Raw genomic sequence first — 24,490 nt, 5'->3', positions numbered from 1 at the left:
GGAGATGCTGTATGAAAAGACAAATTCACCTGCTTACCCTTCCGCAAATGCCGTTTTTCTGTTTCCCGGAATCGGTTGGTATCTATCGGGATGAGCCAGATCACTATGTATTTCGAAAAGCCGGGGCATTGAACAACTTCAATATTCACTATGTCGCTTCTGGTAAAGGGTACGTCGAGATCGATAACCAAGTGTATGAGCTTGGACCGGGAGAAGCGGTATTATATTTACCGATGCAAATTCAGCATTACTACAGCAGTGAAGATGATCCTTGGGACGTTCGCTGGGTGCATTTTTATGGGAGCGGTCTACAAAATTACTTCATTGAGCGAAACTTTCACAAAAGCCAATTGTGGAGTATTCGCCAGCAAGCCGCTTTTGAACTCGCCCATGAAGCACTGCTTCGCGAGGCTGAAACAAACCGTATGTTGGATTTGACGCATCTGTCGACACTTACTTACGCTTTACTTGCCGTATTCGTTCAGCAGGCCTCACCGTTATCACGGAGTAAACTGCATACGTCTGGCAAGCGTATTCTGGAGCTGCTGCCCATGATGCAACAAGAGGCGGCTCAGCCGTTCGTTTTGGAGGAATGGGCGGAACGGCTCGGTGTCAGTACGTACTATTTCTGTAAGCTGTTCCGGAATGTAATGGAGATGACGCCGATGGATTTCATCACTCGCTGCCGGCTTCAAATGGCGAAGCAGTGGCTGCTGGAACGAAAGGATATTACGATCGGGCAGATTGCTGTAGATGCCGGTTATCCAAGCGTGAGTTATTTTAACAAAAGGTTTATGGAGCATGAGGGAATGACGCCATCGGAGTATAGACGGTTGTTTAAGGTGTAATCAACGTCTATCCCCTATATTCAAGGCATAGCACCCGTAAGAAAGGCGAATCATCTGCCTTTGCTTCCGGGTGCTTCCTGCGTAAGAACTTCCGTATCATATTTTTGTGAACATACATGATCTATCCTGGTCTTGTTAACCAGCGGTGGCTCTTTATGAGTTTATTGCTTGGGCTTATAATCGGTCGGAGACTGACCGGTCCAGCGGCGGAACTGTCTGGAGAAATGGCTGGCTGAACGAAAGCCAAGCTTCTCGGCAATGTCTGTCATCGGCAGATTGGTCGTGACGAGGAGCTCTTTGGCAGAGTTGAGCTTTTGGCGGCTTATATACTGTCTTGGGGACAGACCATAAACTTTGGAAAAGAGTTTGCTGCATTGGCTGCGGCTTAAATTCAACTCCTTCGCTACACTGGCTACGGACGTTTCCTCGTTTATGCCTTGGGACAATTTTTCTTCAATAGCATGGGCAACATCCGTTGCTGGCAGAGATCCCTCCCGGGCTGTTGGAATGTGTGGTGCAGGAAGCTCGCGCAGCAAGGTTAGAATATCATGAATGATAAGAAGGGTATAGGACTGCAGCAGCAGCTTGTCTTCAAACCGGAAAGTTTCTGTCGTTTCAGAGCCTTCTGGAGACTGGTTACGTTGAATGATTCTTTCAAGTTCGGCGACGTAGGAGCTTAGTTTCGTCCGCTCTGCTTCTTGATGAGGGATATGCCGATACGGAGCAGTGGCCAGCATACTGCGGATTTCGGGAACATCCAGATCAAAATGCACATTAAAATATCCGTACTGCGAGCCGGAAGTATTCATCGTCTGATGTCTCATACCAGCCTTGATCAGAATCCAATCTCCCGGGCGCAAAATAATGTTGTCACGGTTGACCTCCTGAATGACTTCGCCTTCAAGGCAGCATAACAGCTCGAATAAATGATGGTGATGTCTCGGATAACACCATCCGGGAGGCTGGACGTCGAAATGGCAGCCTACAACCTGCAAAGTATTGATCAAATCCATAGGCAGCTCCTTGTATATGTAATAGCTTTTCTACTGATCTGTTGCCGTATAACCATCATAACATGAGTGTAATGAGAGTAAGTGTAAATATGGCACAAAAGGTATAGAAAATGCTCCATTTGGAGATTGAGGAAAATGCCCCTTTCATGGATGATACAAGTATGGCAACGTTAATGTTCATTACATTATGGAGGGATAGCCGTGACTCAATTACAAGTGGTAAACCAACAATTTCAATGGGATGGGAAGCCGTTTCAAATCCTGTCCGGCGCAGTGCACTATTTTCGTGTAGTTCCGGAATATTGGGAAGATCGTCTCTTAAAACTGAAAGCATGCGGATTCAATACGGTGGAAACGTATCTTCCCTGGAATTTGCATGAACCGCAGGAAGGACAATTTTGTTTTGAAGGTTTAGCAGATGTGGAAGGGTTTGTCCGGATTGCCGAGAAACTGGGCCTGCATGTGATTTTGAGACCTAGTCCATATATATGTGCGGAATGGGAATTCGGAGGATTGCCGGCATGGCTTCTCCGTTACCCGGATATCAAATTGAGGTGTATGGATGAGGTGTACCTAGAGAAGGTCGACCGATATTACGATACACTGATCCCTCGACTAGTTCCGCTGCTGAGCACGAACGGTGGTCCTGTTATTGCCGTGCAGATCGAGAATGAATACGGCAGTTACGGTAATGACCAATCCTATTTGAATTACTTGAAAGAAGGCCTGATCAGCCGAGGGGTGGACGTACTGCTGTTTACGTCCGACGGCCCGGACAACGGAATGCTGCAAGGCGGGAGTATGCCAGGTGTGCTTGCAACGGTTAACTTCGGATCAAGACCGGAAGAGGCTTTTGCAAAGTTAAGAGAATACCGCCCGGATGAACCGCTGATGTGCATGGAGTACTGGAATGGTTGGTTCGATCATTGGCTGAAGCCGCATCATACGCGTGATGCTCAAGATGCAGCCGGTGTGTTTGACAATATGCTGCAAGCGGGCGCTTCCGTTAATTTTTATATGTTCCATGGAGGAACGAATTTTGGTTTTTATAATGGAGCTAATTATCATGACAAGTATGAAGCGACCATTACGAGCTATGACTACGATTCTCCCTTATCTGAGAGTGGGGATGTAACCGATAAATATGAGGCTGTGCGCAGCGTCATCGAAGGTTTTCGGGAAAAGGTTGCTCTGAACCTGCCCGACTTGGCGGAACTGCCATCACCTATACCGAAAAAGAGTTACGGTACTATCACAATGACACAAAAAGCTGACATGTTAGATCAATTGCCTCATCTGTCAGAGCCAGTGAAGAGCATAGCCCCCGTTCCCATGGAAATGCTTGGACAAAGTTATGGCTTCATCGTATATTCAACGCATATTTCTGGGCCCCGTATTGGAGAGTCTTTGCACCTTCAAGAGGTGCACGACCGGGCTCAGATTTTTCTGGACGGCGTTTATCAAGGAACGACAGAGCGGTGGAACCCGAAAAGTTTCCCACTCCATATTCCTGAAAGCGGCGCCAAACTGGATATTGTTGTTGAGAACATGGGCCGCGTGAACTACGGTCCCAAGCTCAAGGACCATAAAGGAATTACCGAAGGGGTAAGGATGAACAATCAGTTTCTGTTTGACTGGACGATTTATCCGCTGCCATTGGAAGACACATCCTCCGTTCTGTTCACGGATATGGCGGCGATCGAGGAAAGAACCGACCGACCGGGGTTCTATAAGAGCGAGTTTGATGTCGAAGATATCGCCGACACTTTCGTTCGCTTAGATGGCTGGTGCAAGGGAGTTGTTTGGATCAACGGCTTTAATCTTGGGCGTTACTGGAAGGAAGGACCACAACGGACACTGTACCTTCCCGGCCCGCTCCTTCGAAAAGGCACTAATGAAATCGTAATTCTTGAATTGCATCATACGGATACGGCTCAGATTGAACTGGTGGATAAACCGGATTTGGGTTAGCCGGAGCAGGACCGACGGCCCCTTGAACATTTAGGCGAATATCATGACTTCGGACGACGCTTACTGTAATTATTAAATGCGATCAAGCGCTGCGGGCTTGAGGTAATAAAGGGAGACGATCCAATGGAAACAGAAATCTTAGCAAAACCTACAAAACAGCAGCTGCAATGGCAGGATATGGAGATGGGCATGTTTTGCCACTTTGGAATGAATACGTTTTGCGATCAGGAATGGGGGGAGGGCAACGATTCACCTGACTTGTTTAACCCCTCCCGCTTAGATGTAAGGCAGTGGGTTCGAACGGCAAAAGAAGCGGGATTCAAATATTTTATTTTAACCACCAAGCACCATGATGGTTTCTGTCTATGGCCGACTCGCACAACGGATTACTCGGTGAAGTCCAGTCTGTGGAGACAGGGGCAAGGGGATGTGGTTCGGGAATGTGCGGATGCTTGTATGGAGGAAGGTATTGGCTTTGGAATTTACTTGTCCCCTTGGGACCGGCATGAGCCGTGTTATGAAAACAAAGAAGCGTATGACGATTTTTATGCCGAGCAGCTGACAGAGCTTCTCACACAATATGGACCGCTCGTGGAAATATGGTTTGACGGGGCGGGGTCTGAAGGAAGAGAGTATGATTGGCCCCGGATTATGGGACTCATAGAGCAGTATCAGCCGGATGCGTTGATCTTCAATATGGGGGCGCCGACGATTCGCTGGGTGGGGAACGAGGACGGGGTGGCTCCTTATCCTTGCTGGAATACCGCGGAGAGTGCCAGAGTCAGTATGTTCACGGAGGAGTCGCTGACATGGTTGCCGGAGACGCCTCGATGGGTACCTGCTGAATGCGATGTTCCTATTCGCAAGGAGCACTGGTTCTGGCACCCTGATGATGAGCACAGTCTGCACACCCTGGATCACTTACTGGATGTGTATTACCGATCCGTTGGACATGGATGCAATCTGCTTCTTAATCTCGCACCTGATCATACGGGATTGCTGCCGAAGACGGATGTAGAACGTGTACTGGAGTTCGGTAATGAGCTAAGAAAGAGGTTTTCTGCCCCGCTGGCTGAAACATCAAGCGCTGGAAGCATTGTGGAACTGTTGATGGAAACGGAAGAATCTATAAATCATATAGTACTGATGGAGGAAATTTCTCAGGGAGAGCGAATCCGTGCTTATGTATTGGAGGCCTGGCAGCAGGATACCTGGACAGAATTGGTTCGCGGAAGCGCGATCGGCCATAAGAAAATTGACTCTTTCGACACCATTCGTACAGACCGGATCCGGTTAAGGGTGCTGGAAAGTGCGGGAGAGCCGCTTATCCGTTCTCTTAAGACATTTAATATCTAAAGAAAAAGAAACTTATACTATCGAAATAACTCATAAATAGGTTTTTATAACTATGCTTACTTATTTGGAAAATATTGATCAAAGAAGAGGGTCCCAGAGTGGGACTCTCTTCTTATTTTGTATAACAACCCAACATTTAACAATCCCGTAGTGGCGCACTTTTCAACTACTTTCATGTCATACTATGGTATCAATTTTGTAATAACTATGGATAATGATGTAAAAATAGCCGTAACTTTAGCAATTTTTCAGCGTCTAATTAAACGATTAGAGAAAATTTTCTGAAAATAGCCTGGTTTCTCTCTCGTGGTTTACAGTGGAATTCTTATCGTCTTTATGCGTGGTATGTGGGAGACCGGCCATTAATTGATGATGTGAGAACGAGGAGAAAGTGATGCTGTTTATTCCTCTTCCGCTGCCTGAGAGAGGGACTTGGTCTGGCAGAGACAAGCCTGTTACCCTGTTACATCCTTATGACTATTATACTGATATGAAAAGTTGGTAAATCAGGTGCATAGCGCTCAAGGCTATACCAGACTTAGAATGGCCTGTATAGCTACTGCCGAAAAGCACGGCAAACTAGACCGAGCATATTAAGAACAAGAAGAAGGTGAGTTGATAAGGCAATGAGCAAAACAAAACGATGGGTACTGTTAGGAGTATTGATCGTCGTACTGCTCTGTGGTGCCGCCGCCATTTTTGGATTTTTTCGGCCGTCATTAAAAACCTTCGCGGATACAGATGGGACAAAATTGAAATTCAAAACAGAGGGTACAGGCTTTCTTCTATACGGTGAAAATGAAAAATGGAACGAAATGTTTGTAAAAGGCGTCAATCTGGGAGCAACGGTTCCGGGTCACTTTCCAGGCGAGCTGCCCGCAACCGAGGAGGATTATCTTCGCTGGTTTAAACAGATTGATGAGATGGGGGCGAATGTAATACGGCTTTATACCGTACACAACCCGGTTTTTTACTCAGCAATCGTGAAATATAACCGGGATAAAGGTGAGGATCCGCTTTACTTCATGCAGGGCATATGGTCCCCCGAAGAGCAGCTTATCGAACAGCAAGATGCATATGCGGACAATATTCATCAGATGTTCAAGGAGGAGATCGCCAAAGCGGTAGCTGCTGTGTACGGGGATGTGACGGTGGATGCAAAGCATGGTGCTTCAAGCGGTAAATACACAACAAATGCCGGGAAATATTTGATGGCGTGGCATGTAGGTACAGAATGGGATCCGGCCATGGTCAAAAATACGAATGATAAACATAAGGATGTCTCACGTCTTGAAGGGACCTATTTCTCTGCTACTGCAGAAGCGAGTCCGTTTGAGAATTGGCTTGCGGGCTTGCTTGACTACACAGCTGCAGAAGAGCAGAAATACGGATGGCAGCATCCGATTACCTTTACGAACTGGGTTACGACAGATGTGCTTGAGCATCCGGGAGAGCCACTGTTCGAAGAAGACATGGTGTCTGTAGATGCACGGCATATCAAGCCGGTGGATTGGGACGCAGGTTATTTTGCTTCCTATCACGTTTATCCGTATTATCCCGATTTTTTCCGGACTGACAAAAGTCTGCGAACGATTTCCGACGGAAAGGGAGGTTATAACACCTATAAAGCCTATCTGCGGAAATTAAAGGCGGAATATACGGATATGCCGATTATGGTCACTGAATACGGTGTACCGTCTTCCATGGGAATATCCCATCACGGACCGGGCGGCCGAGATCAGGGTGGACATGATGAACAGGAGCAGGGAGAGATCAACGTTTCCTTAACCAATGATATTTATGATGAAGGTTATTCGGGAGCTATCCTTTTTATGTGGCAGGATGAATGGTTCAAGAAGACTTGGAATACGATGCCGTTCGAAATCCCTGCAGATAGGCGGGCTTACTGGCTGAATGTGCTGACGAACGAAAAGATGTTCGGCGTCCTTGCCATGCTGCCTGGCAAGGAGGAGCTACTAACCATGGACGGAAATTTGTCAGATTGGGACAAGTTGCCGGAAGGAGAGGTGAAACACTGGGAAGGTAAGGCTTCCGGTGTGAAAGCAATGCAGCTGACTCATGATGAGGCTTATCTGTACATTGGTATGGAGCTTGATCAGGAATTTGATCCGAAGAAATCTAAGCTCTACATCGGGGCGGATACGATAGAAGGCGGCGAGCAGCCGCTGAAAGAATTGGCAGGCCGAACATTGGAAGGCGGTGGTCTAGAGACGCTTATTGGGCTAGGAAAAGACAGTGAATCACAGGTCAAGATCGCCCCTTCCTATGACTTCCACAAACGCCTCTATGGCAAGGAAGGATACTGGATGCTTCCTGAGGATGAAGAGGAGGCTGACCAAGGAAACAATCCGGCCGGAAATCCTGTGCCGTTTAATTCCTGGAAACTGGGTATTAGCCTCATGATGAATCCGCCGGATACGCGCTTTGCGCATCCATTTGTTGATGAGACGGTCGGATTTCTAAAGCGCGGCTCCACGAATCCCGAAGCGCAGGATTTCAGCTCGCTTGCCACCTGGCAGTACGAAGGCAATGTCGTTGAAATACGTATTCCATGGATGCTACTCGGCTTCGCGGATCCAAGTTCTCTACAGGTCATTGACTATAGCGCGATAGAGGATCGAAGAACATTCAAGACGGCGACAGCCGGAGGTATACGTCTGGTACCGTGGATTGTAGACCGAACAGAGGTTGGAAATGTGGACAATAACAGTACAGTAGGTGAAGTAATTAGCCTGCAGAGCACCGCTCCGTATACATGGGAACCGTGGGAAACGGTCAAGTACAGCGAACGTTTGAAGAAGAGCTATTATGCGATGAAGGAGTTTTTTACCGGAGTGCCTGATATCCGGGACAGCAAATAGTTAACAAAAAAAGGAGGAACCATCGGATATGTTTTCAAATTTAGCCTTGGCTTATATGTTCATTTATGTTTGTCTGGGCCTGATCGCACTCGGCATAATCCTGTTGTTCCAAATGAAAATAAAGCATAATGCCGAACAAAAGCAGTCAGAGTTATACCAAAAGAAACACCGTGATTATTTCATGTACGTGCAGGCTCATCTGCATGATGATGTTTCGCTTGAGCTTCCGCCAGGGAACCTCAAAGCGCTGGAACGCCGGGTTATACAAGATAAATTTATGGAATGGATCGAGCAGTTCAAGGGAGAAGCGCAGACCAAACTGATCGGGTTGTGCAAAGAGGCCGGTTTCGTTGAACTTGAAATCCGTGCACTTGGAAGCTTCCGTTACGGTCGACGAATTGAGGCGGCTTACCGTCTGGGTGGCATGAGGGCTGAGGAGGCGGTTCCAGCACTCGAAGTGCTGCTGGACCGAACCAAGTATGGTCCCTCGACCATTATTATTTCCCGGGCTATTGCCAAGAGTGCAGACCGGCCGGATCAAATCCGCGCTATGCTGTCGAAGCTTTTATCTTATGAGAAGCCGATTCACCATATGGCAGCCGATATTTTGCTCGAAACCCGTTTGGATTCAGCTGGTCTGATGCGCAAGCTACTGGATGATCCGAATCCAGGTCTGGTTAAAGTAGCTCTGGTTGCCATGTGGGGACAGGCGGTGCCTGCGGTCGTTCCCGCACTCGACCGGCTGGTCGGATCCGAGCAGAAGGATGTTCGTGCTGAGGCGGTTAAACTGTATCTCAGCTCAAATCCGGTGTTGAAGGACGAGACGATCGCCCAGCTTATGAATGACGGTGAGTGGGAGGTGCGCGCGGCAGCCGCTAAAGCACTCGGTCCGCTTCATGCGGCAGGTAGCATACCGCTGTTGTCCGCTGCGCTTCAGGATGAGAACTGGCATGTCCGGAATAATAGTGCGGAAAGTTTGTCGTTATTAGGAGAGCAAGGCTTTGATGTACTTTGCCAAGCTGCATTAACCAGGACCGGTGCGGCGCGGGAAACGGCACTCAACCGGATTGAACGGATTATGGCGAAAGAAAGTGATCACGAGGCGGTCGACCAAATGGTTGCATTTAACAAAAAAAAGCTGCTTTACGAAAGTTATTTCGGTGTTCAGCCGAACAAGCGGACCGTACAAGTGGCAAGAGTAGGAGGGGATTACACTGCTTAGAGACATCCTGCTCACATACGGTATGGTAGCTATTTATTATGTCATGATCGTCAATGTGCTCTATTTTGCAATATTATTGTTTTCTTTCATGAATATCGGAAGTATTTTCAGGCGGGCATCGTTTTCCAAATACAATACGCTGTCGGGCTCGGAGCTGGTTCCATCGGTATCCTTGCTCGTTCCGTCCTACAATGAGGAACTGACCATTATTGAGAACGTCCGCTGTCTTATGACACTTAACTATCCGACGTATGAGGTCATTGTGATTAACGACGGGTCTTCCGACGAAACACTGGATGTGCTCATCAAGGAATATGGCCTTCAACGTATCTCGAATCCTGAGTTTCGAGGGACGATTAATACGAAAAAGGTCCGAGGCGTTTACTATAACGAGCAGTATCCACATCTGTTCGTTATCGATAAGGAAAATGGGGGTAAAGCGGATTCGCTGAATGCGGGCATTAACATGTCCCGTTATCCTCTTATTTCCTCCATTGATGCTGACTCTTTGCTGGAGAAGGATGCGCTAATCCGCATGGCACGGATGTACATGGAAAATCCGGAGGAAACTGTCGCTGTTGGCGGGGATGTACGCATTGCCAATGGTTGTGTCATCGAGAATGGAGCGGTTAAGAACGTTTCGCTGCCGCGCCGGATGTGGCCGATGTTCCAATCTATTGAGTATTTGAAGGCGTTCCTTGGCGGGAGGATTGGATGGAGTCATATTAACGGACTTATTATTGTTTCTGGAGCTTTCGGTCTGTTCCGTAAGGATTATGTCATTGCCGTTGGCGGATACCGTGGTGGATATCCCGGAGAGGATATGAACATTATTATCAAACTGCACCGCTATATGCTGGAGAACAAAATCCGTTACCGGATCGCGTTTTGCCCCGAGGCGGTCTGTTGGACGCAGGCACCGGACAGCTATCATATTTTGTCCAACCAACGAAAGCGCTGGGGCCGGGGGAATCTGAAGAACATGATCGAGAACCGGGACATGGTATTCAACCCCAAGTACAAGACGATGGGCATGATGACCATGCCTTACAACGTTATTTTCGAAGCATTAAACCCTTACATTAGAATCACGGGCCTGCTGGCTCTGATAGGATATGTTTTGCTGGATATGACCAATTGGCAGATTCTTGTGGTGTTCGGATTGGTGAACCTTTTGAGTGGTTACCTGCTTAGTGTGGGGGCGCTCATATTGGAGGAGATGGCCTTCCGCCGATACAACAAGCTGTCTGATCTTGTGAAAATGCTTCTCTTCTCGGCGCTCAAGTTTGTCGGATATCACCAACTTGGCGTCTTGTGGAGAGTGCAGGGACATATTCAATACCTTCAGAACAATAACTCCTGGGGAACGATGACCCGGCAGAGCTGGAAAGATGAGAAAAAGGCCGCCTGACTTCCGGGCCCGATTGATTTTATCATAATTCAAAGTGAGAAAGGTGGATTTGATCATGTCTCAAACGGCAACAATGCAAAGAGAGCAAGGTACGGATCTGTACAGTATTTTGGAACAAGAAGTACGGAAAGACCCAAGCGGGACGTGTGCCCTCCTATTCTTATACTGCGCTGGTGAATCACCTGGTCTTGAAGGCCAGGTGAAAGGTTTCTTTAATCCGTTGTCCGGCTTACATGGCGAGGTCCGGAAGGATCCTGTCACGAAGACGTTGGCAGTCATCCTGCCGGGTATGACGCTGGATGCAGCCCATTACCAGGCGCTGCTGCTCAAGCAGCTTTTGCTGGAGATGAACGAGAATTATGATCCCCGGATCACACTCGCGGCTATGTCCGATGCCCCTCCGCCGCAAGTGCTGAAGCAGATGGCGGAGTCCGCCCGCCTCAGCACCTCTCCAGACATTCATATCTTTACCGAAGATGAGGCGGGTGCGGATACGAACCGGATTCTGATTGTGGATAATGACGCGACGGTGCGTGAATTTTTGCAAATTCGTCTGGCTATGCAGGGTTACGAAACTTTGGAAGCAGTCGATGGACTGGAGGCGCTGGAGCTTATTCCGAAGTGGGAGCCTGACTTGGTACTGACCGAGCTAAATCTGTATGGCATTGATGGTCTTCCGTTCATTTATCATATTCAGCAGCTTGATGTGAAGGCACCGCCTAAAATTGTCGTGCTGACCGAGAAGCGTGTAGAGCAGACGATTAGCCAATGCTTCCAGAACGGGGTGGACGATTATGTGACCAAGCCGTTCTCACCGGTAGAGCTGGATGCCCGTATCCGCCGATGCCTTCACTAAACAATTGAAATAGCACGTTTTTGGAGCTTCTTAAGACTATACACCGATGGAGGTAGATGTTTGTGAACGAGGAATACGAAACTTTGTTAAACGCGATTGAAAGCAAGAAAGCTGTTCTGGGGGTAGTGGGACTCGGTTATGTGGGACTTCCCCTGGCCGTGGAAATGGTTAAGCAGGGCTTTACGGTAGTAGGTATCGATCTTGACCCTGACAAAATTGACCGGATCTATCGGGGAGATTCCTATATTTCCGATATCTCGTCCGAAGAACTGGCTGCTTGCATGCAGACAGGGCGATTCAAACCTACAACGGATTACAGCATGATTGCTGTCATTGATGCGATCAGCATCTGTGTGCCGACTCCTCTGAGCGAGAATCAGGACCCGGACACTTCATATATCACCATGGTAGTAGAGCAGCTCAAGCGTTTCATGAAGCCGCGACTGCTAATAACGCTGGAGAGCACAACGTATCCGGGTACAACGGAGGAATTGATCCAGTCGGAGATTGAAGCCCTTGGCTACACGGCCGGTAAAGATTTTTTTCTCTGTTTCTCCCCGGAGCGTGTCGATCCGTCGAACAGTCGCTTTAACACCCGGAACACGCCTAAGGTGATTGGCGGAACGACGGAAGCATGTCTGAAGCTGGGAGCAGCCCTGTACAAAGAATACGTGGATACGGTTGTGCCCGTCAGCTCGCCGAAGGTTGCCGAAATGTCCAAGTTACTGGAAAATACATTCCGGAGCGTCAACATCGCTTTTGTTAACGAGATGGCGATGATGTGCGATCGAATGGGTATCGATGTTTGGGAAGTCATTGATGCTGCAGCCACGAAGCCGTTTGGCTTTATGCCGTTCTATCCTGGGCCCGGCATTGGGGGGCACTGCATCCCGCTGGACCCGATGTACTTGTCCTGGAAGGCGAAGGGATTCCGCTTCTACAGCAAGTTTATCGAGTTGGCCCAGTCGACCAATGACAATATGCCTTACTATGTGATTAACAAGACGGCTACCATTCTGAATGAATATGCCAAATCTATTAAACGCTCGAATATTCTGCTGCTCGGTATGGCGTACAAGCCGGATATTAGCGATCTGCGGGAATCACCTGGGCTTGAGGTTTACGAGCAGTTTAAAGAGAACGGGGCTAACGTTGACTATTACGATCCGCATGCTCGCAGCTTCGTGGACAAAAACGGCGAAACGGTCAATAGCGTCGATTATGATATAAAAAAGTTCCGCAAGTATGACTGCATGGTGTTAATTACGAATCACAACAGTTTCGATTACAGTCTTATCGCTTCTATGGGTGTGCCTATTCTTGACACCCGCAACGCGTTTAACACGTATGCCCAGCCACATATATATAAAATCGGCCACTCGGTTCAGCATGTTCCGGAGCCGGGCGAAGCGATGCTAATTTGAACTGGAATGGAGGAGAGGAATGAGGCGTTTATCCGCAAAAGCCAAGTTTTACATCACCGCCGTGATCATCTGTCTTTTGCTGCTCCTCTTTCTTCTTCCATCAGCACCTGTGAAACAAGATAAAGCGACATGGCTGTGGGACGCTGCTATCATTCGCAGTGAATCTGAAGAGATTCTGGATTTCAGCGGAAGAGAAGGAGTCACTACCATTTTTCTGCAAATTCAAGAGAGTGTGCCTACGGAAGATTACCGCCGATTTGTCCGTTCTGCACATGAGGCGAATATTGCTGTACATGCCTTGGGCGGGGCACCTGACTGGGCGTATGCTGATCAGCGTGAAGAAGGGGGGAAATTAATGTCCTGGCTTGAAGAATATAATATGGAGTCGAAGCCGGAGGAACGCTTTCAAGGTGTTCAGCTGGATGTTGAGCCCTATGTCTTAAGACGCTGGGAACGTGAACAGGAGCAGGTCGTCAGGGAATGGAGCAGGAATATGGAGTCATGGGTGCAGGAAGCAAGACGCCAGGGGCTGGAGATTAGCGCTGCGGTTCCTTTTTGGCTGGATTCGATACCAGGGCCTGAAGGTTCAGGCAATTTCAGCCGTTGGATGCTGGAACAGAGTGATGCTGTTGCGGTCATGTCTTACCGGGACGATGGGGAGAAGATGTATGAATTGTCCCGCGAAGAGCTGGAGCAGGCGGATGAGCTGGGCAAATCCGTTTGGATCGGTATGGAACTGACAGATACGAAAGAAGGAGATCATCTAACTTTCCACGGTAAAAGTGCAAAGGTGATGAAGAACGAAGCGCACCGTGCGGCTGCATTAGGGACGGAACATCCGTCTTTTGCCGGCCTTGCTGTTCATCATTATCAGGCATGGCACCGCAAAACAACTGCTATGACGAACGAGAACGACAATCGATAATGGATGAACAGGATTCAGAGTGAAAAGCAGACACTTTATGGTAAACAGCCGTTTCCCGATACAGATGGGGAACGGCTGTTATTTTTCTGAGTAGCGCTTAGATGAAGTAAATGGTTCTCAGCGGGATCAATGAATTAGCCTTGATTCTCTGGCTTTCCGCACCAGACGGTTCCCCGCGCGGTTTATAGGTTTCTTCAGTCCGATACCGATGGCGAGTGCCGCGACCGCAAAGACGAGCAGGATGAGTAAGTCGCGATATACAATGTCCCACAAAATGCCCCCGACCGCTTCGCGCATCATGCTGATGGCATAGGTAAAGGGAAGGAAGGGATGAAGAGCCTGAAAGAAGGCGGGAGTCATCTGAATGGGGAACGTTCCTCCCGCGCCTGCCAGCTGAAGCACAAGCAATACGATCGCCATCGCCTTGCCTACATTGCCGAAGACGGATACGAGCGTGTATACGATCAGCATGAATACCGAGCTGATTACAACAGCAAACAACACAAACCAGGTGGGATTAACGACATAGGTTCCCAGAAGAAACAGGTCACCGAGCGTGACGAACAGCGCCTGACAGACTGCGATGGACAAGAAGGTGAGAAAGCGGCCAAAATATACTGCTGTGCTTCCGAACGCAGCCTCTTCATGATGCACCTCCACGCTTAGCAGTGAAACGAGTAGTAGTGCCCCGACCCACAGTGATAAGGTCGTGAAAAAGGGAGACATGGCTGAGCCGTAGTTCGGAATCGGGTACAACCGGTTTTCTTTAAGTACCACCGGCTCCGCAAAGAATTGGCTTTCCTTCTCGAAATTGTTCTTGAGCAAACTGATAATCTCCCCGAGCTCCCCTTCTTGCTCCAGCTTGCGGAACCCGTCTGCGAGTTTGGAAATTTGCTGCTCGGCTTCTGGAAGACGGTTCTGTACGGCAATTGCTTCTTTTCCACCTGCGGCAAGGCCGGTTTCTGCATGCTGGAGAATTTGGTTTACATCAGGGAGTGCCTTTAAAGCCTGGTTTAGCTCGGTTTGGACAGTCTGAGCTGTCTTCCCCGCCCGTTCCAGACCTGCAGAAATCCGGGGGCCGATCTCGCTATCATAGCGACTTAGCAGCCTACCTGACAATTTGGCTGCATCATCTGCCAGCTGCTTTAATCTAGTGAGCTGATCTGCTCCAGCTTCACCATCTTCTCCTATGGCCGTAATGGCGGCCTGAATTCCTTCTTGAAGCGAAGCCCATCGCTCGCTGATACGTTTTAGATCGGCGCCCGCAGCGGCCGCGCCGGTGCCCGGTATAGCTGAATCCAGCTGTTGGAACAATTCGGACAGCCGTTTCGCCACTATTGCGGCTTCCCCGGCGCGTGTCCCAACCTCTTTCAAGCGAGCCTGAGCTTCCTCAGGAGAAATCCCGGACTGCTCTGCGAGGGCTATTGCCTGCTGAACGGAGGTTGCAGCTTCATTCAGAACAGCAAGGTCCTGCTTTACACGCGGCTCAAGCGACACGGACGCTTCGGATGCCTGTTTGGCAAATCCGGCAAGAGCCCCTGCCGCCTCCTGACCGCTGCGGCCCATCTCCTCCAGCACTGGCAGTGTCTTTTTTGATTGGGCGACCAGTTTGCTGGCGGTTTGCATATCCGTTATGGCGGTTTCCAAGGCCCTGTTTAGCTCTGGAAAATGATTCTCGATGCGAAACACTAAACTCTCAACCTTTTTAATCGTTGGGAGTTCATTTTCCAGCTCGATCCCAAGTTCATTGAACATTTGGAAGATAGTCCCGTCAGCTGTTTTAATAAAATTTTTGCTGACCTCTTCAACAATGCTGGACGCTCCTTTAGCTGTGACCTTTGGAGCGACTGCATTTATTTTTTCGTTCGTATAATATAGAATTTCCGCTTTTACCGGTTCGTCCGTAAGTACGGTGCCGATCCGTGCCGAGAAATCCTCAGGAATAACAATGGCGGCATAATCATCACCGTGTTGTACACCTTTTATAGCCGATTCTTGATCTGTAAACCGCCACCCCAGACTGTGGTTGTTCTGGAGTGAACGTATAATTTCTTGCCCTGCGTTGATCGGCGTGCCGTGAAGCGTCGTACCTGCATCCAAATTGGCTACCGAGATGGATAAACCGGAGGTTTGGCTGTATGGATCCCATGAGGATGCAATATTAAACCAGGCGTAGAGCGAAGGCAGCACGGCGAGACCTATAATCAATATGGCGGTAGCCCAATTTGTCGTTATGTTTTTGAGGTCGGTGAGGTAGATACGGATCATATTCCGAATGACACATCCCTCTCTTTCAAGTCCGTTTAGGCTAGTATGCCGCCAAATTTGAACCTGAATACCGATGAAGCCTGTTCATGGCTTCTTTCTGGATAAGTTCCCATGATAACCATAGAGTCCGGTGATAGCCACGGCACATAAACACGGCTTCAATTCCTCCAGATTTACGAGTTTCTTCCGAGATCCGGATACCGTGAACGCGAAGCCTTTGGCGGACAGACCAGAGATTTCTGGAGGTTTCCTTTTCAATGAGGCCGAGGCTACGGATATAAAGTGTGGGCATTTTCAGGGAAAGTGTATGAAGGGTATCGATGTCCCGTCTCAGCATTTTCAGCATAATGCCGTGTACCACATAGGATCTGACAAGCAGATCATCTTCTTCCGTCGGAACTGGAGGGAGGAGGGGGCTTTTCATCATGTCACTTCCTTACAATATAGAAACACATGTTCTTATACATTACTCATGTTAAACGACGTTTATAACTCTGGCAAGCCAAAAAAATTTTGGGGCCGGAACTCGTCTTCTTTTTGTTATAATGACAAATATGTGTCCGCTTGCGGCATGCAGAGGGATCTGATTCAGATAGCAGGGAGTGATATTAGTGATTTTGCACAAAGGGGAAGTTTTGTTCCATCAAGGGGATAGCGGTGAATTTTTATATCACATCAAAAGCGGATTGTTTAAGGTAACAAGGCTGCATGAGAACGGGAATATCGTGCTGTTCAACATTTTGTATCCGGGTGAGACAGTTCCGCATCACTCACTCATCAGCCCAAAGGAAACACATGGTACAGCCACAGCGGTCATCCGCAGCGAAATCGAGATCATCTCGGCAAAAGAATGGTACCGCGAGTTGAAGGAGAACCCAGACAGGCCGCTGGAAGTGGCAAGACTTTTACAAGAGAAGGTGAGGTTCATGCAGCAGCGCCTGGATCACCTGACGGTAGGCACTCCCGCTGAGCGGCTGGAGCTGTTGATTAAATGGCTCGATGATTATTCACAAGGATTGCATCTGACCGAACTGCTTACACAGGAAGAGATCGGTCAGTTGATCGGGGTGCGGCGTGAGACCGTGAATCGGCTGTTAAGAGGACAGCATTAAGAAAAATCAGGAGGAATGTTTCTTGCTGCATCATGTGGAGATAAATATAAGTGATTTGAATCGGAGTCGGGAGTTTTGGGGGTGGCTACTTACAGAACTGGGCTATCATCCATATCAGGAGTGGGACAGCGGCATTAGCTGGAAACAAGGAGCTACCTATCTTGTATTTGTGCAGACAGAGGAACGTTTTCTTTCCCATCCTTACCATCGGCGCAGAACGGGCCTGAATCATCTGGCATTTCATGCAACATCCCGTCAGCAGGTGGATGATATGGCGTCAGAATTAAAAAGAAAAGGGATAGCTGTCCTGTATGAGGACAAGTATCCCAATGCTGGTGGTCCAGGCCATTATGCCGTGTTTTTCGAAGATCCTGATCGGATCAAGGTAGAGCTTGTGGCACCGGACCACGAATAGGCCAGTTTAAGCTTCCAAAGATGCTGCAGGGCCGAAAAATTCATAATGAATCCGTTCGTCTGGCAGTCCGAGAGCCTTGAGATTCTGCTGTACCGAAGACATAAATGGCACGGGTCCGCAGAAATAGCAATCGGACATCGGATCGACCGTGTCGCGAAGGAAGGAAAGATCGATGTATCCCGTTTTATGGCAGGCTTCTCCCTCCAGTGGACGTTCGTAGATAACATAGGAGTTCAACTGTTTATGGGTGGAGGCCAGTTTTTCGACATGTTCCTTCATGGCATGATGGCTGCCGTCAATAGCGGAATGAATATAGGTTACAGGGCGTTGTGGCTGAGTAGAAAGGACTGCTTCAAGCATACTTACCATTGGAGTTAGACCAACGCCTCCGCTAATGAGCACAAGGGGATGTTCATCGGTCTGATCCAGCGTAAAGGACCCGGCAGGTGCGCTAAGCTCCACTACTGTGCCGGGCTCAGCATGGCTGTGAAGCCAGCTCGATACGATTCCGGCAGGTTTGTCTTCTGCGGCGTCTTCACGCTTGACACTGATTTTGTAATAAGGTTGTCCCGGGGCTGCAGAAAGGGTATAGTGCCGGATATGCGTATATTGCTCGCCTTCAGGCTTCACCCGCAATGTAATATACTGTCCTGGTTCATACTGGGAAATTGCTTGCCCGTCTTCGGGTTTTAAGTAGAAGGAAGTGATGACACGGCTTTCTTCCACTTTACGGTCGATGATGAAGTTCCGGTAGCCTCTCCACCCGCCCGGCGCAGCTTCAGCAGTGTTGTACATATCTGCTTCCACACTAATAAACACGTCGGCTATAATCTGGTAGGCCTTACCCCATGCATCCATAATCTCGGGTGTGGCAGCATCACCAAGTACGTCTTTGATGGCGGCGAGCAGTGTTTCACCAACGATTGGATAATGCTCTGGAAGGATGTTCAAGGCGCGGTGCTTTTCTCCGATTTGCTTGACGACAGGCAGTATATTTTCCAGACGGTCGATATTGGCGGCGGCAGCATAGACAGCACCCGCAAGGGCGGTTGGCTGTTTGCCTTGACGCTGGTTTGCATGGTTAAAAATATTTAAGAGCTCAGGATGATGTCGAAATAGTTTTTGGTAAAAAACGGTGGTAATTGCCTTCCCATGGACTTCCAGAACGGGAACTGTGGACTTGATGATTTCAATGGTATGTGGGTCTAACATGTCAATATCCCTCTCTTCCAAAAGTATCGTGTGACTTTTCTCATATAATTATAGGCAGTGTGGGAGAGGAGGGATGGTGATTTTGATCACAGGGCATATTTCAGAATCGTGAACATATACATGAATCTAATAAGTTGGCAATGAGTAAATTCACAACAACCTGGATGATTGCCATTTTTTTCAAGTAAGCTGTTTAGTTAACATCGTAAATGTGTTATAATATATTTAGCACAGATTGAACGGAAGGAGATTTCACCGGTGAGTTTCTTCTCTAGTTCAGTCTATCTATAACAAATTAACTAAACAAGAAAGGATCAGGATACCATGTGTCCCCGAAGGACGAATCCCCAAAGGACGATTTGGAAACGTTATGATCTCTCATACACATAGCTTCCTTCGTAGAGCGAAGTCGGACGTCTAAAGACAAGGACAGTCTCTGCGAAAGGAAGGAAGCTTTGATGCGAAGGATGAACTCCTCAAGGTTACCTTTCCGTAGAGGTTGGACTATGTCTGACCAATCTACTACGACTAGAGGGAGCCTGTATGAGGACAAGAAAAGACATCATTATGATGATGCACACGATGTTAGCTATGTTGTTTGGAACGTTTTTACTCGCATTTACCTATTATCACATTAATTTTCAGAACCATTTATCGGAAGGCGGATTTGTGGGGCTGGCGCTGCTGGGCAAGTATATTTTAGATATACCTCCAGCGCTTAGTATGATTCTTTTGGACATACCAGTGCTGATTATCGCCTGGTTCTTAAAAGGCCATAAATTTATTATCAACACAATGATTGCCGCTGGCATGTTTTCATTCTTTTATGCACTTATGGAACGTTATTCTCCTTTGGTTATTGATCTTAACCATAACTTGTTAGCAGCCGCTGTACTTTCTGGTCTGCTTACCGGATTTGGAGCGGGGATCGTTCTTCGCTACGGCGGAGCAACGGGTGGGGATGATGCCATATCCGTATTGATTAGTGAAAGGAGCGGACTAAAGGTAGGGACGGTATTTTTCTTAATGGACGCCGTCGTGCTTCTGCTCTCGCTGTTCTATCTGCCGCTGGTTGAAACGCTGTATACGATTCTTGCCGTGTCCATTGCTGGACAGATGATTACTATAACGGCTACGTATGGCGTGGAGAAGAAACCGAAAACGGCACGAGTTACACGCAATCAGGTTGCTCCAACTGCACAGCATTCTGTTGGAGGCCGTTAATTATTAATACGAAAAGCTCGCCTGGATCAGGGCGAGCTTTTTTATGTGCAGTGAACCTCTTGATGTTTTTTTATTGGAACAGCCGCAAATATTCGCTGTATCCTTCGCCTGCCATATCTTCTTTAGGTACAAAGCGCAGAGCGGCTGAGTTGATGCAGTAACGGAGGCCGTTCGGACCAGGGCCGTCCTCAAAGACGTGTCCGAGGTGGGAATCGCCCTGCTTGCTGCGGACCTCGGTACGCACCATCATATGGGTTAGATCTGTCTTTTCTTTAACATTGTACTCCCGTATCGGACGGGTAAAACTTGGCCAGCCGCAACCGGAATCGTATTTGTCCAGGGAACTGAAGAGTGGCTCGCCAGATACGATGTCCACATAAATCCCTTCGCCATGATGATCCCAAAAATCATTTTGGAAAGGAGGTTCGGTTGCGTTGTTCTGTGTTACTTCATATTGAAGAGGTGTCAGGCGGTTCTTCAGTTTATGTTTGTCTTTAACTGATGACCAGTGCGTTTCGATAAAATCCTCACGTCCCGATCCTTTGCGGTATCGTTTGTAATGAGACGGATTTTTCTTATGGTAGCCCTGATGGTACTCTTCAGCCTCATAAAATTCACTTGCTGGAATGATTGCCGTCACTATAGGTCTATCAAACCGGCCGCTTGCCTGTAGAGTTTGCTTGGATGCTTCAGCCTGACGCTGCTGCTCCTCTGTGTGATAGAAGATGGCTGTACGGTATGAAGTGCCCCGATCGTGAAACTGTCCGCCAGCGTCTGTCGGATCGATCTGTTGCCAGAAGAGCTCTAGCAGTTTCTCATAGGGGAAAATTTGAGGGTTAAACGTTATTTGTATGGCTTCATAATGACCCGTTGTATCTGAGCAAACCTCTTCGTAAGTCGGATTTTTCGTATGGCCGCCGGTGTAGCCGGAGACGACCTTGAGAATGCCGGGCATTTCTTCAAAAGGAGAGACCATGCACCAGAAACATCCTCCTGCAAACGTGGCCAGCTCTGTTGTGTTTGATTGTGTATTATTCATGATATCCCTCCATAGTCAGGGTGAAGTCATTGCAAATCTCATTATAAATCATTTTACCCTTGTATCCAAAAAAACATCAGATGCTGTTTTTGCGGTGTTTCATTCGATATGCCACGAAACCGATAACGGACACAGCCATCATAATTGCTGCGATGATGGCAAACTGTAGCGGATTATTAGCAAGGCTGCTTCCAAGATAGGCGTAGATCAGAATAGCGGGTATTTTTCCGAGTCCTGAGGCAGTCGTGTAAATCCAGAAAGGGATGGATGCGACGCCGGCATATACGTTTACTGCCATCTGTGGAACAATCGGCATAAGACGTGCAATAACGATAGCTTTAAAAGGATGCCTCTCCACGGCGGAAGTAAACGAGTCCAGATAGCGGAATTTAGCCAGGAACCTTCTTCCTGGTTCGCGGTAAACGGAAGCGGCTGCTGCATAAATGATCACGGCGGCGGTAGTCGTTCCCAGCCAGGCAATTGAAGCCCCCGATAAAGTCCCACAGGTATACCCCAATACGCCGATTACCGCTTTGTAGGGGAGGATGGGGAACAGGGCGAGGAGGGTGGTCAGAACAAAGAGCAGAGGCATGGAATCGTTGGTCTTTAGCCAGTCAAAAATTTCGTCTCTATATGTAAACGCGAGATAAAGTGCGAGGATATATACAACTGGAGTAATCCATTTTTTCATAATAAGTCCTTTCTGCATTTACGGGATATTGTCCAGGTCCATCATATCAAAAATAGAGTCGGTCTGCTTAATCATGAACTTTTGGGCCTGGTTTCGAAAAAAAGTGGATACGCGGTTGATATGTGAAGGCAATAGTTTAAATCAAAAATAATAGTTAGCCAAGCGGGATAACCTTATGATACAATAGTATCTAACCGAATATTTCCCAAAGGGGAGTAGCTTCAACAGTAAAGTCGTCATTACGGGATCGTTAATAACTCCCCGGCTTTATTGGCAACGAATACAGTTGTTAGCGAGACCTTTGCCTATTCTTAAATAAGGTAAAGGTCTTTTTATGTGCCCAAAAAGTGCCGTTTGCCTTGTTTAAGGAGACGGCGCTTTTTTCATGGGATGGAGTGCATCGGTAAGAGGAAACATATTAGATACACAAAGAAAGGTGGAAGAAGAAACATGGATCTTATGTCAATGGAATTCTGGATGGCACTCTTGTCAATTGTCGTCATTGACTTGGTGCTTGCAGGAGACAATGCGATCGTGATTGGTCTTGCAGCGCGTAATGTTCAGAAAGAAGACCAGAAAAAAGTAATCCTGTGGGGTACCGTTGGCGCCATTATAATCCGCATTATTGCCACGCTTCTGGTCGTTCAGCTCCTGTTAATACCGGGCTTGAGACTGGTCGGAGGTCTGGCATTGCTGTGGATTGCTTACAAGCTTCTGGTGGATGAGAAAAAACACGAAATATCAGCAGGCAGCCAAATGTGGGCTGCTATCCGTACAATCATTATCGCCGATGCGATGATGGGTCTGGATAATGTGCTGGCGGTTGCTGGTGCAGCGGAAGGGGATTTCATGCTCGTCATTATCGGTCTTGCGATCTCGGTTCCGATTATGGTTTGGGGTAGCACACTCATTCTGAAGCTGACAGATAAATATCCGATTGTTATTACGATCGGTGCGGCTGTACTAGCATGGACGGCATCGAAAATGCTTGTGGATGAGCCGCTTATCCACGACTGGTTCACAAATTCAGTTGTGAAATATGGCTTTGAATTAATCGTTGTTGCGGCAATCATTAGCCTAGGCACATGGGCTAAGAAAAAGAAAGAAGAACAAGCCAAGCGCAATCCTGCCCACGTGAAGATGGTTGATTAGGAATTATTTTTAATTTATTCATTAAAGCGGGTATAATGGCTTCATGGAACGTGGGGGCAATAATCTATGCCTTCCCCGACATGAGGAGGAGACAGCGTATGGAATCTGCGGACAAATCCGTAGAAGAGCGGATTGTGGAAAGTTACAGGCAGGATGAGGATATGATGATTCTCGTTTTTGCACAGTGGTGTGTCAATCACGGACTGGATCCCGCCGAATTATACCGGAAGGCCTACCCCGATCAGTTGGTCAATGAGCGTCTGGCGAGAGTGCTGGAGCTTACGGTATCAAGAGAGGAGGCTGGAGATATCCCGGATCAAACCCTTCTTGGCGTACTTTCTTTATTTGGGAATGACGATCTGGCCATTACGGTGGTCGATGCGATTACTGAGCGTGATCAGGCCAAACGTCATCCTGGAGAATAAAATTTTCCAATGATTTATAATCAATGCACAAAGCCCCCTGATGTTCAGGGGGCTTTGTGTTGTTATTACACGTAAATAAAGCGATGGAACAAGGATTAGCTTTAGGTTCTATTAGCAATTCGAAATTGTTTTGGCGAAACTCCGAATCGTGAACGGAAAACCCGGTGAAAATACGTATAGTTCGCAAAGCCCGATGTTTCCGCTACATCCTCTAGCGACATGGGGCTGAAAATGATCCTCTCCCGAGCCATATCGAGACGAACTTCCAGCGTATACTGCATGATGGTCGTTCCAAATGCTTCTTTGAACAAATGTACCGCACGTGACACGCTGATATCGACATGAGCAGCGACATCCTCAAGCTTGAAAATAGAGGAGGCATTCTCTTCTATATAATGCTTCATGCGATGCGCAAGGTACGATTTAGGCGTTGTGGTGGGCTGCTCAGAAAGTAGTCGGTCCACTTCGAGGCAAAGTATCCGCATCGTGTAGTCCGAGATCTCGGGAAAGGGATTGGACAAGCGGCGCTGTTCCAGTACGAGCTGACGGAAGAGACCGAGGTAGCGTTCATCTAATGGAATACGGATCCGTGTAGGGCGTTTTTGTGATTTCCACCAGGAATCTATCCAAGGACCTTTGAAAAAAATATGGTAGTCACCGCTCTCAACGGTTAATTCTCCTTGAGGGTTAACTTCGTCGTCGATTTTAAGCTCATAAGGTTGACCCGGACTGAATATCAGAAGGTCTCCGGGTTCAATGAGCGATAGCTTGCTGTCGATTCGGGCACGACAGCGGCCGTCAGTTTGAAGCCGCATCAAATATGTGTCAAAACCGTTCAACTTGGTCATTTCAAACGGTTTTCGGTGAAATGAGAAATTGGCTGCCATGACGTGGGTGGAAATATCTTCATGCATTGGTGAGTCCCCTTTTAACAATAAAAAAATAATGACCAGATTGTTCATGTTTTGATCATATAATTCATTTTAAATGAAAACATTTCGGAATACCATGGTACTTAGATTGCCCGAGCATATCCGCACTCAA

General features: G+C 47.9%; 21 protein-coding genes. 14 read left to right on the top strand and 7 right to left on the bottom strand.

Features of this window, described 5'->3' with window-relative positions; all coding sequences use genetic code 11:
- The first annotated feature begins 11 nt into the window (after positions 1-11).
- Complete coding sequence (locus tag B9N86_RS18985) at positions 12-848, top strand: AraC family transcriptional regulator (RefSeq protein ID WP_208914702.1); 837 nt, start codon at positions 12-14, stop codon at positions 846-848.
- Positions 849-1,009: 161 nt separating this feature from the next.
- Here the strand turns inward: B9N86_RS18985 and B9N86_RS18980 are convergent, their stop codons facing one another.
- Entirely contained in the window at positions 1,010-1,861 is an 852-nt protein-coding gene (locus B9N86_RS18980; protein ID WP_208914701.1) for an AraC family transcriptional regulator, read from the bottom strand.
- Between the two features lie 201 nt (positions 1,862-2,062).
- On the opposite strand from B9N86_RS18980, the gene B9N86_RS18975 reads away from it, so the two are divergent.
- The 8 genes from B9N86_RS18975 (at position 2,063) to B9N86_RS18940 (ending at position 13,908) form a co-directional block, all read left to right on the top strand.
- Complete coding sequence (locus B9N86_RS18975) at positions 2,063-3,832, top strand: glycoside hydrolase family 35 protein (RefSeq protein WP_208914700.1); 1,770 nt, start codon at positions 2,063-2,065, stop codon at positions 3,830-3,832.
- Positions 3,833-3,955: 123 nt separating this feature from the next.
- Positions 3,956-5,188, top strand: a complete 1,233-nt coding sequence (locus tag B9N86_RS18970; protein WP_208914699.1) for an alpha-L-fucosidase — start codon at positions 3,956-3,958, stop codon at positions 5,186-5,188.
- 626 nt (positions 5,189-5,814) lie between these two features.
- Positions 5,815-8,070 (top strand): hypothetical protein, encoded by a 2,256-nt coding sequence (locus tag B9N86_RS18965; RefSeq protein ID WP_208914698.1) that lies wholly within the window; start codon positions 5,815-5,817, stop codon positions 8,068-8,070.
- Between the two features lie 28 nt (positions 8,071-8,098).
- A complete protein-coding gene (locus B9N86_RS18960; RefSeq protein ID WP_208914697.1) occupies positions 8,099-9,292 on the top strand; it encodes a HEAT repeat domain-containing protein in 1,194 nt (397 codons plus the stop codon).
- A 22-nt stretch (positions 9,293-9,314) separates the two neighbouring features.
- A complete protein-coding gene (locus B9N86_RS18955) occupies positions 9,315-10,703 on the top strand; it encodes a glycosyltransferase family 2 protein (protein WP_244562754.1) in 1,389 nt (462 codons plus the stop codon).
- A gap of 55 nt (positions 10,704-10,758) precedes the next feature.
- Entirely contained in the window at positions 10,759-11,559 is an 801-nt protein-coding gene (locus tag B9N86_RS18950; protein ID WP_208914696.1) for a response regulator transcription factor, read from the top strand.
- A 62-nt stretch (positions 11,560-11,621) separates the two neighbouring features.
- Positions 11,622-12,983 carry a nucleotide sugar dehydrogenase gene (locus tag B9N86_RS18945; RefSeq protein WP_208914695.1) on the top strand — a complete coding sequence of 454 codons (1,362 nt, stop codon included), beginning with the start codon at positions 11,622-11,624 and terminating at the stop codon, positions 12,981-12,983.
- 19 nt (positions 12,984-13,002) lie between these two features.
- Complete coding sequence (locus tag B9N86_RS18940; protein ID WP_244562753.1) at positions 13,003-13,908, top strand: hypothetical protein; 906 nt, start codon at positions 13,003-13,005, stop codon at positions 13,906-13,908.
- Between the two features lie 126 nt (positions 13,909-14,034).
- Here the strand turns inward: B9N86_RS18940 and B9N86_RS18935 are convergent, their stop codons facing one another.
- Together B9N86_RS18935 and B9N86_RS18930 are read right to left on the bottom strand one after the other, a co-directional pair.
- Positions 14,035-16,185 (bottom strand): YhgE/Pip domain-containing protein, encoded by a 2,151-nt coding sequence (locus B9N86_RS18935; protein ID WP_208920533.1) that lies wholly within the window; start codon positions 16,183-16,185, stop codon positions 14,035-14,037.
- A gap of 31 nt (positions 16,186-16,216) precedes the next feature.
- Positions 16,217-16,603 (bottom strand): YhjD family protein, encoded by a 387-nt coding sequence (locus B9N86_RS18930; RefSeq protein ID WP_208914694.1) that lies wholly within the window; start codon positions 16,601-16,603, stop codon positions 16,217-16,219.
- 184 nt (positions 16,604-16,787) lie between these two features.
- On the opposite strand from B9N86_RS18930, the gene B9N86_RS18925 reads away from it, so the two are divergent.
- Positions 16,788-17,288: a Crp/Fnr family transcriptional regulator gene (locus B9N86_RS18925; protein ID WP_208914693.1), complete on the top strand. Its 501-nt coding sequence runs from the start codon at positions 16,788-16,790 to the stop codon at positions 17,286-17,288.
- A gap of 22 nt (positions 17,289-17,310) precedes the next feature.
- On the top strand, positions 17,311-17,703 hold the full coding sequence (locus B9N86_RS18920) for a VOC family protein (RefSeq protein WP_208914692.1): 393 nt from the start codon (positions 17,311-17,313) through the stop codon (positions 17,701-17,703).
- Positions 17,704-17,709: 6 nt separating this feature from the next.
- On the opposite strand, the gene hmpA is transcribed toward B9N86_RS18920, so the two are convergent.
- Positions 17,710-18,915 carry an NO-inducible flavohemoprotein gene (gene hmpA / locus B9N86_RS18915; RefSeq protein WP_208914691.1) on the bottom strand — a complete coding sequence of 402 codons (1,206 nt, stop codon included), beginning with the start codon at positions 18,913-18,915 and terminating at the stop codon, positions 17,710-17,712.
- Between the two features lie 543 nt (positions 18,916-19,458).
- Here hmpA and B9N86_RS18910 point away from each other — a divergent pair.
- Entirely contained in the window at positions 19,459-20,139 is a 681-nt protein-coding gene (locus tag B9N86_RS18910) for a YitT family protein (protein WP_208914690.1), read from the top strand.
- Positions 20,140-20,209: 70 nt separating this feature from the next.
- Here B9N86_RS18910 and msrA read toward each other — a convergent pair whose 3' ends face one another.
- Together msrA and B9N86_RS18900 are read right to left on the bottom strand one after the other, a co-directional pair.
- On the bottom strand, positions 20,210-21,178 hold the full coding sequence (msrA, locus tag B9N86_RS18905) for a peptide-methionine (S)-S-oxide reductase MsrA (RefSeq protein ID WP_208914689.1): 969 nt from the start codon (positions 21,176-21,178) through the stop codon (positions 20,210-20,212).
- Between the two features lie 76 nt (positions 21,179-21,254).
- Positions 21,255-21,869, bottom strand: coding sequence for a TVP38/TMEM64 family protein (locus B9N86_RS18900; protein ID WP_208914688.1), 615 nt, complete (start codon positions 21,867-21,869; stop codon positions 21,255-21,257).
- A 450-nt stretch (positions 21,870-22,319) separates the two neighbouring features.
- Here B9N86_RS18900 and B9N86_RS18895 point away from each other — a divergent pair, with 450 nt between their 5' ends.
- Positions 22,320-23,021 carry a TerC family protein gene (locus B9N86_RS18895; RefSeq protein WP_208914687.1) on the top strand — a complete coding sequence of 234 codons (702 nt, stop codon included), beginning with the start codon at positions 22,320-22,322 and terminating at the stop codon, positions 23,019-23,021.
- Between the two features lie 98 nt (positions 23,022-23,119).
- Positions 23,120-23,446 (top strand): hypothetical protein, encoded by a 327-nt coding sequence (locus B9N86_RS18890; protein ID WP_208914686.1) that lies wholly within the window; start codon positions 23,120-23,122, stop codon positions 23,444-23,446.
- Between the two features lie 101 nt (positions 23,447-23,547).
- On the opposite strand, the gene B9N86_RS18885 is transcribed toward B9N86_RS18890, so the two are convergent.
- Positions 23,548-24,360 carry an AraC family transcriptional regulator gene (locus tag B9N86_RS18885; RefSeq protein WP_208914685.1) on the bottom strand — a complete coding sequence of 271 codons (813 nt, stop codon included), beginning with the start codon at positions 24,358-24,360 and terminating at the stop codon, positions 23,548-23,550.
- Between the last annotated feature and the right edge of the window lie 130 nt (positions 24,361-24,490).

Origin of the sequence: Paenibacillus uliginis N3/975, assembly GCF_900177425.1 — a bacterium.
Lineage (GTDB): Bacteria > Bacillota > Bacilli > Paenibacillales > Paenibacillaceae > Paenibacillus_AQ > Paenibacillus_AQ uliginis.
Note: the sequence above shows the minus strand (reverse complement) of the source record. Positions and strands in the feature narration are given on the sequence as shown.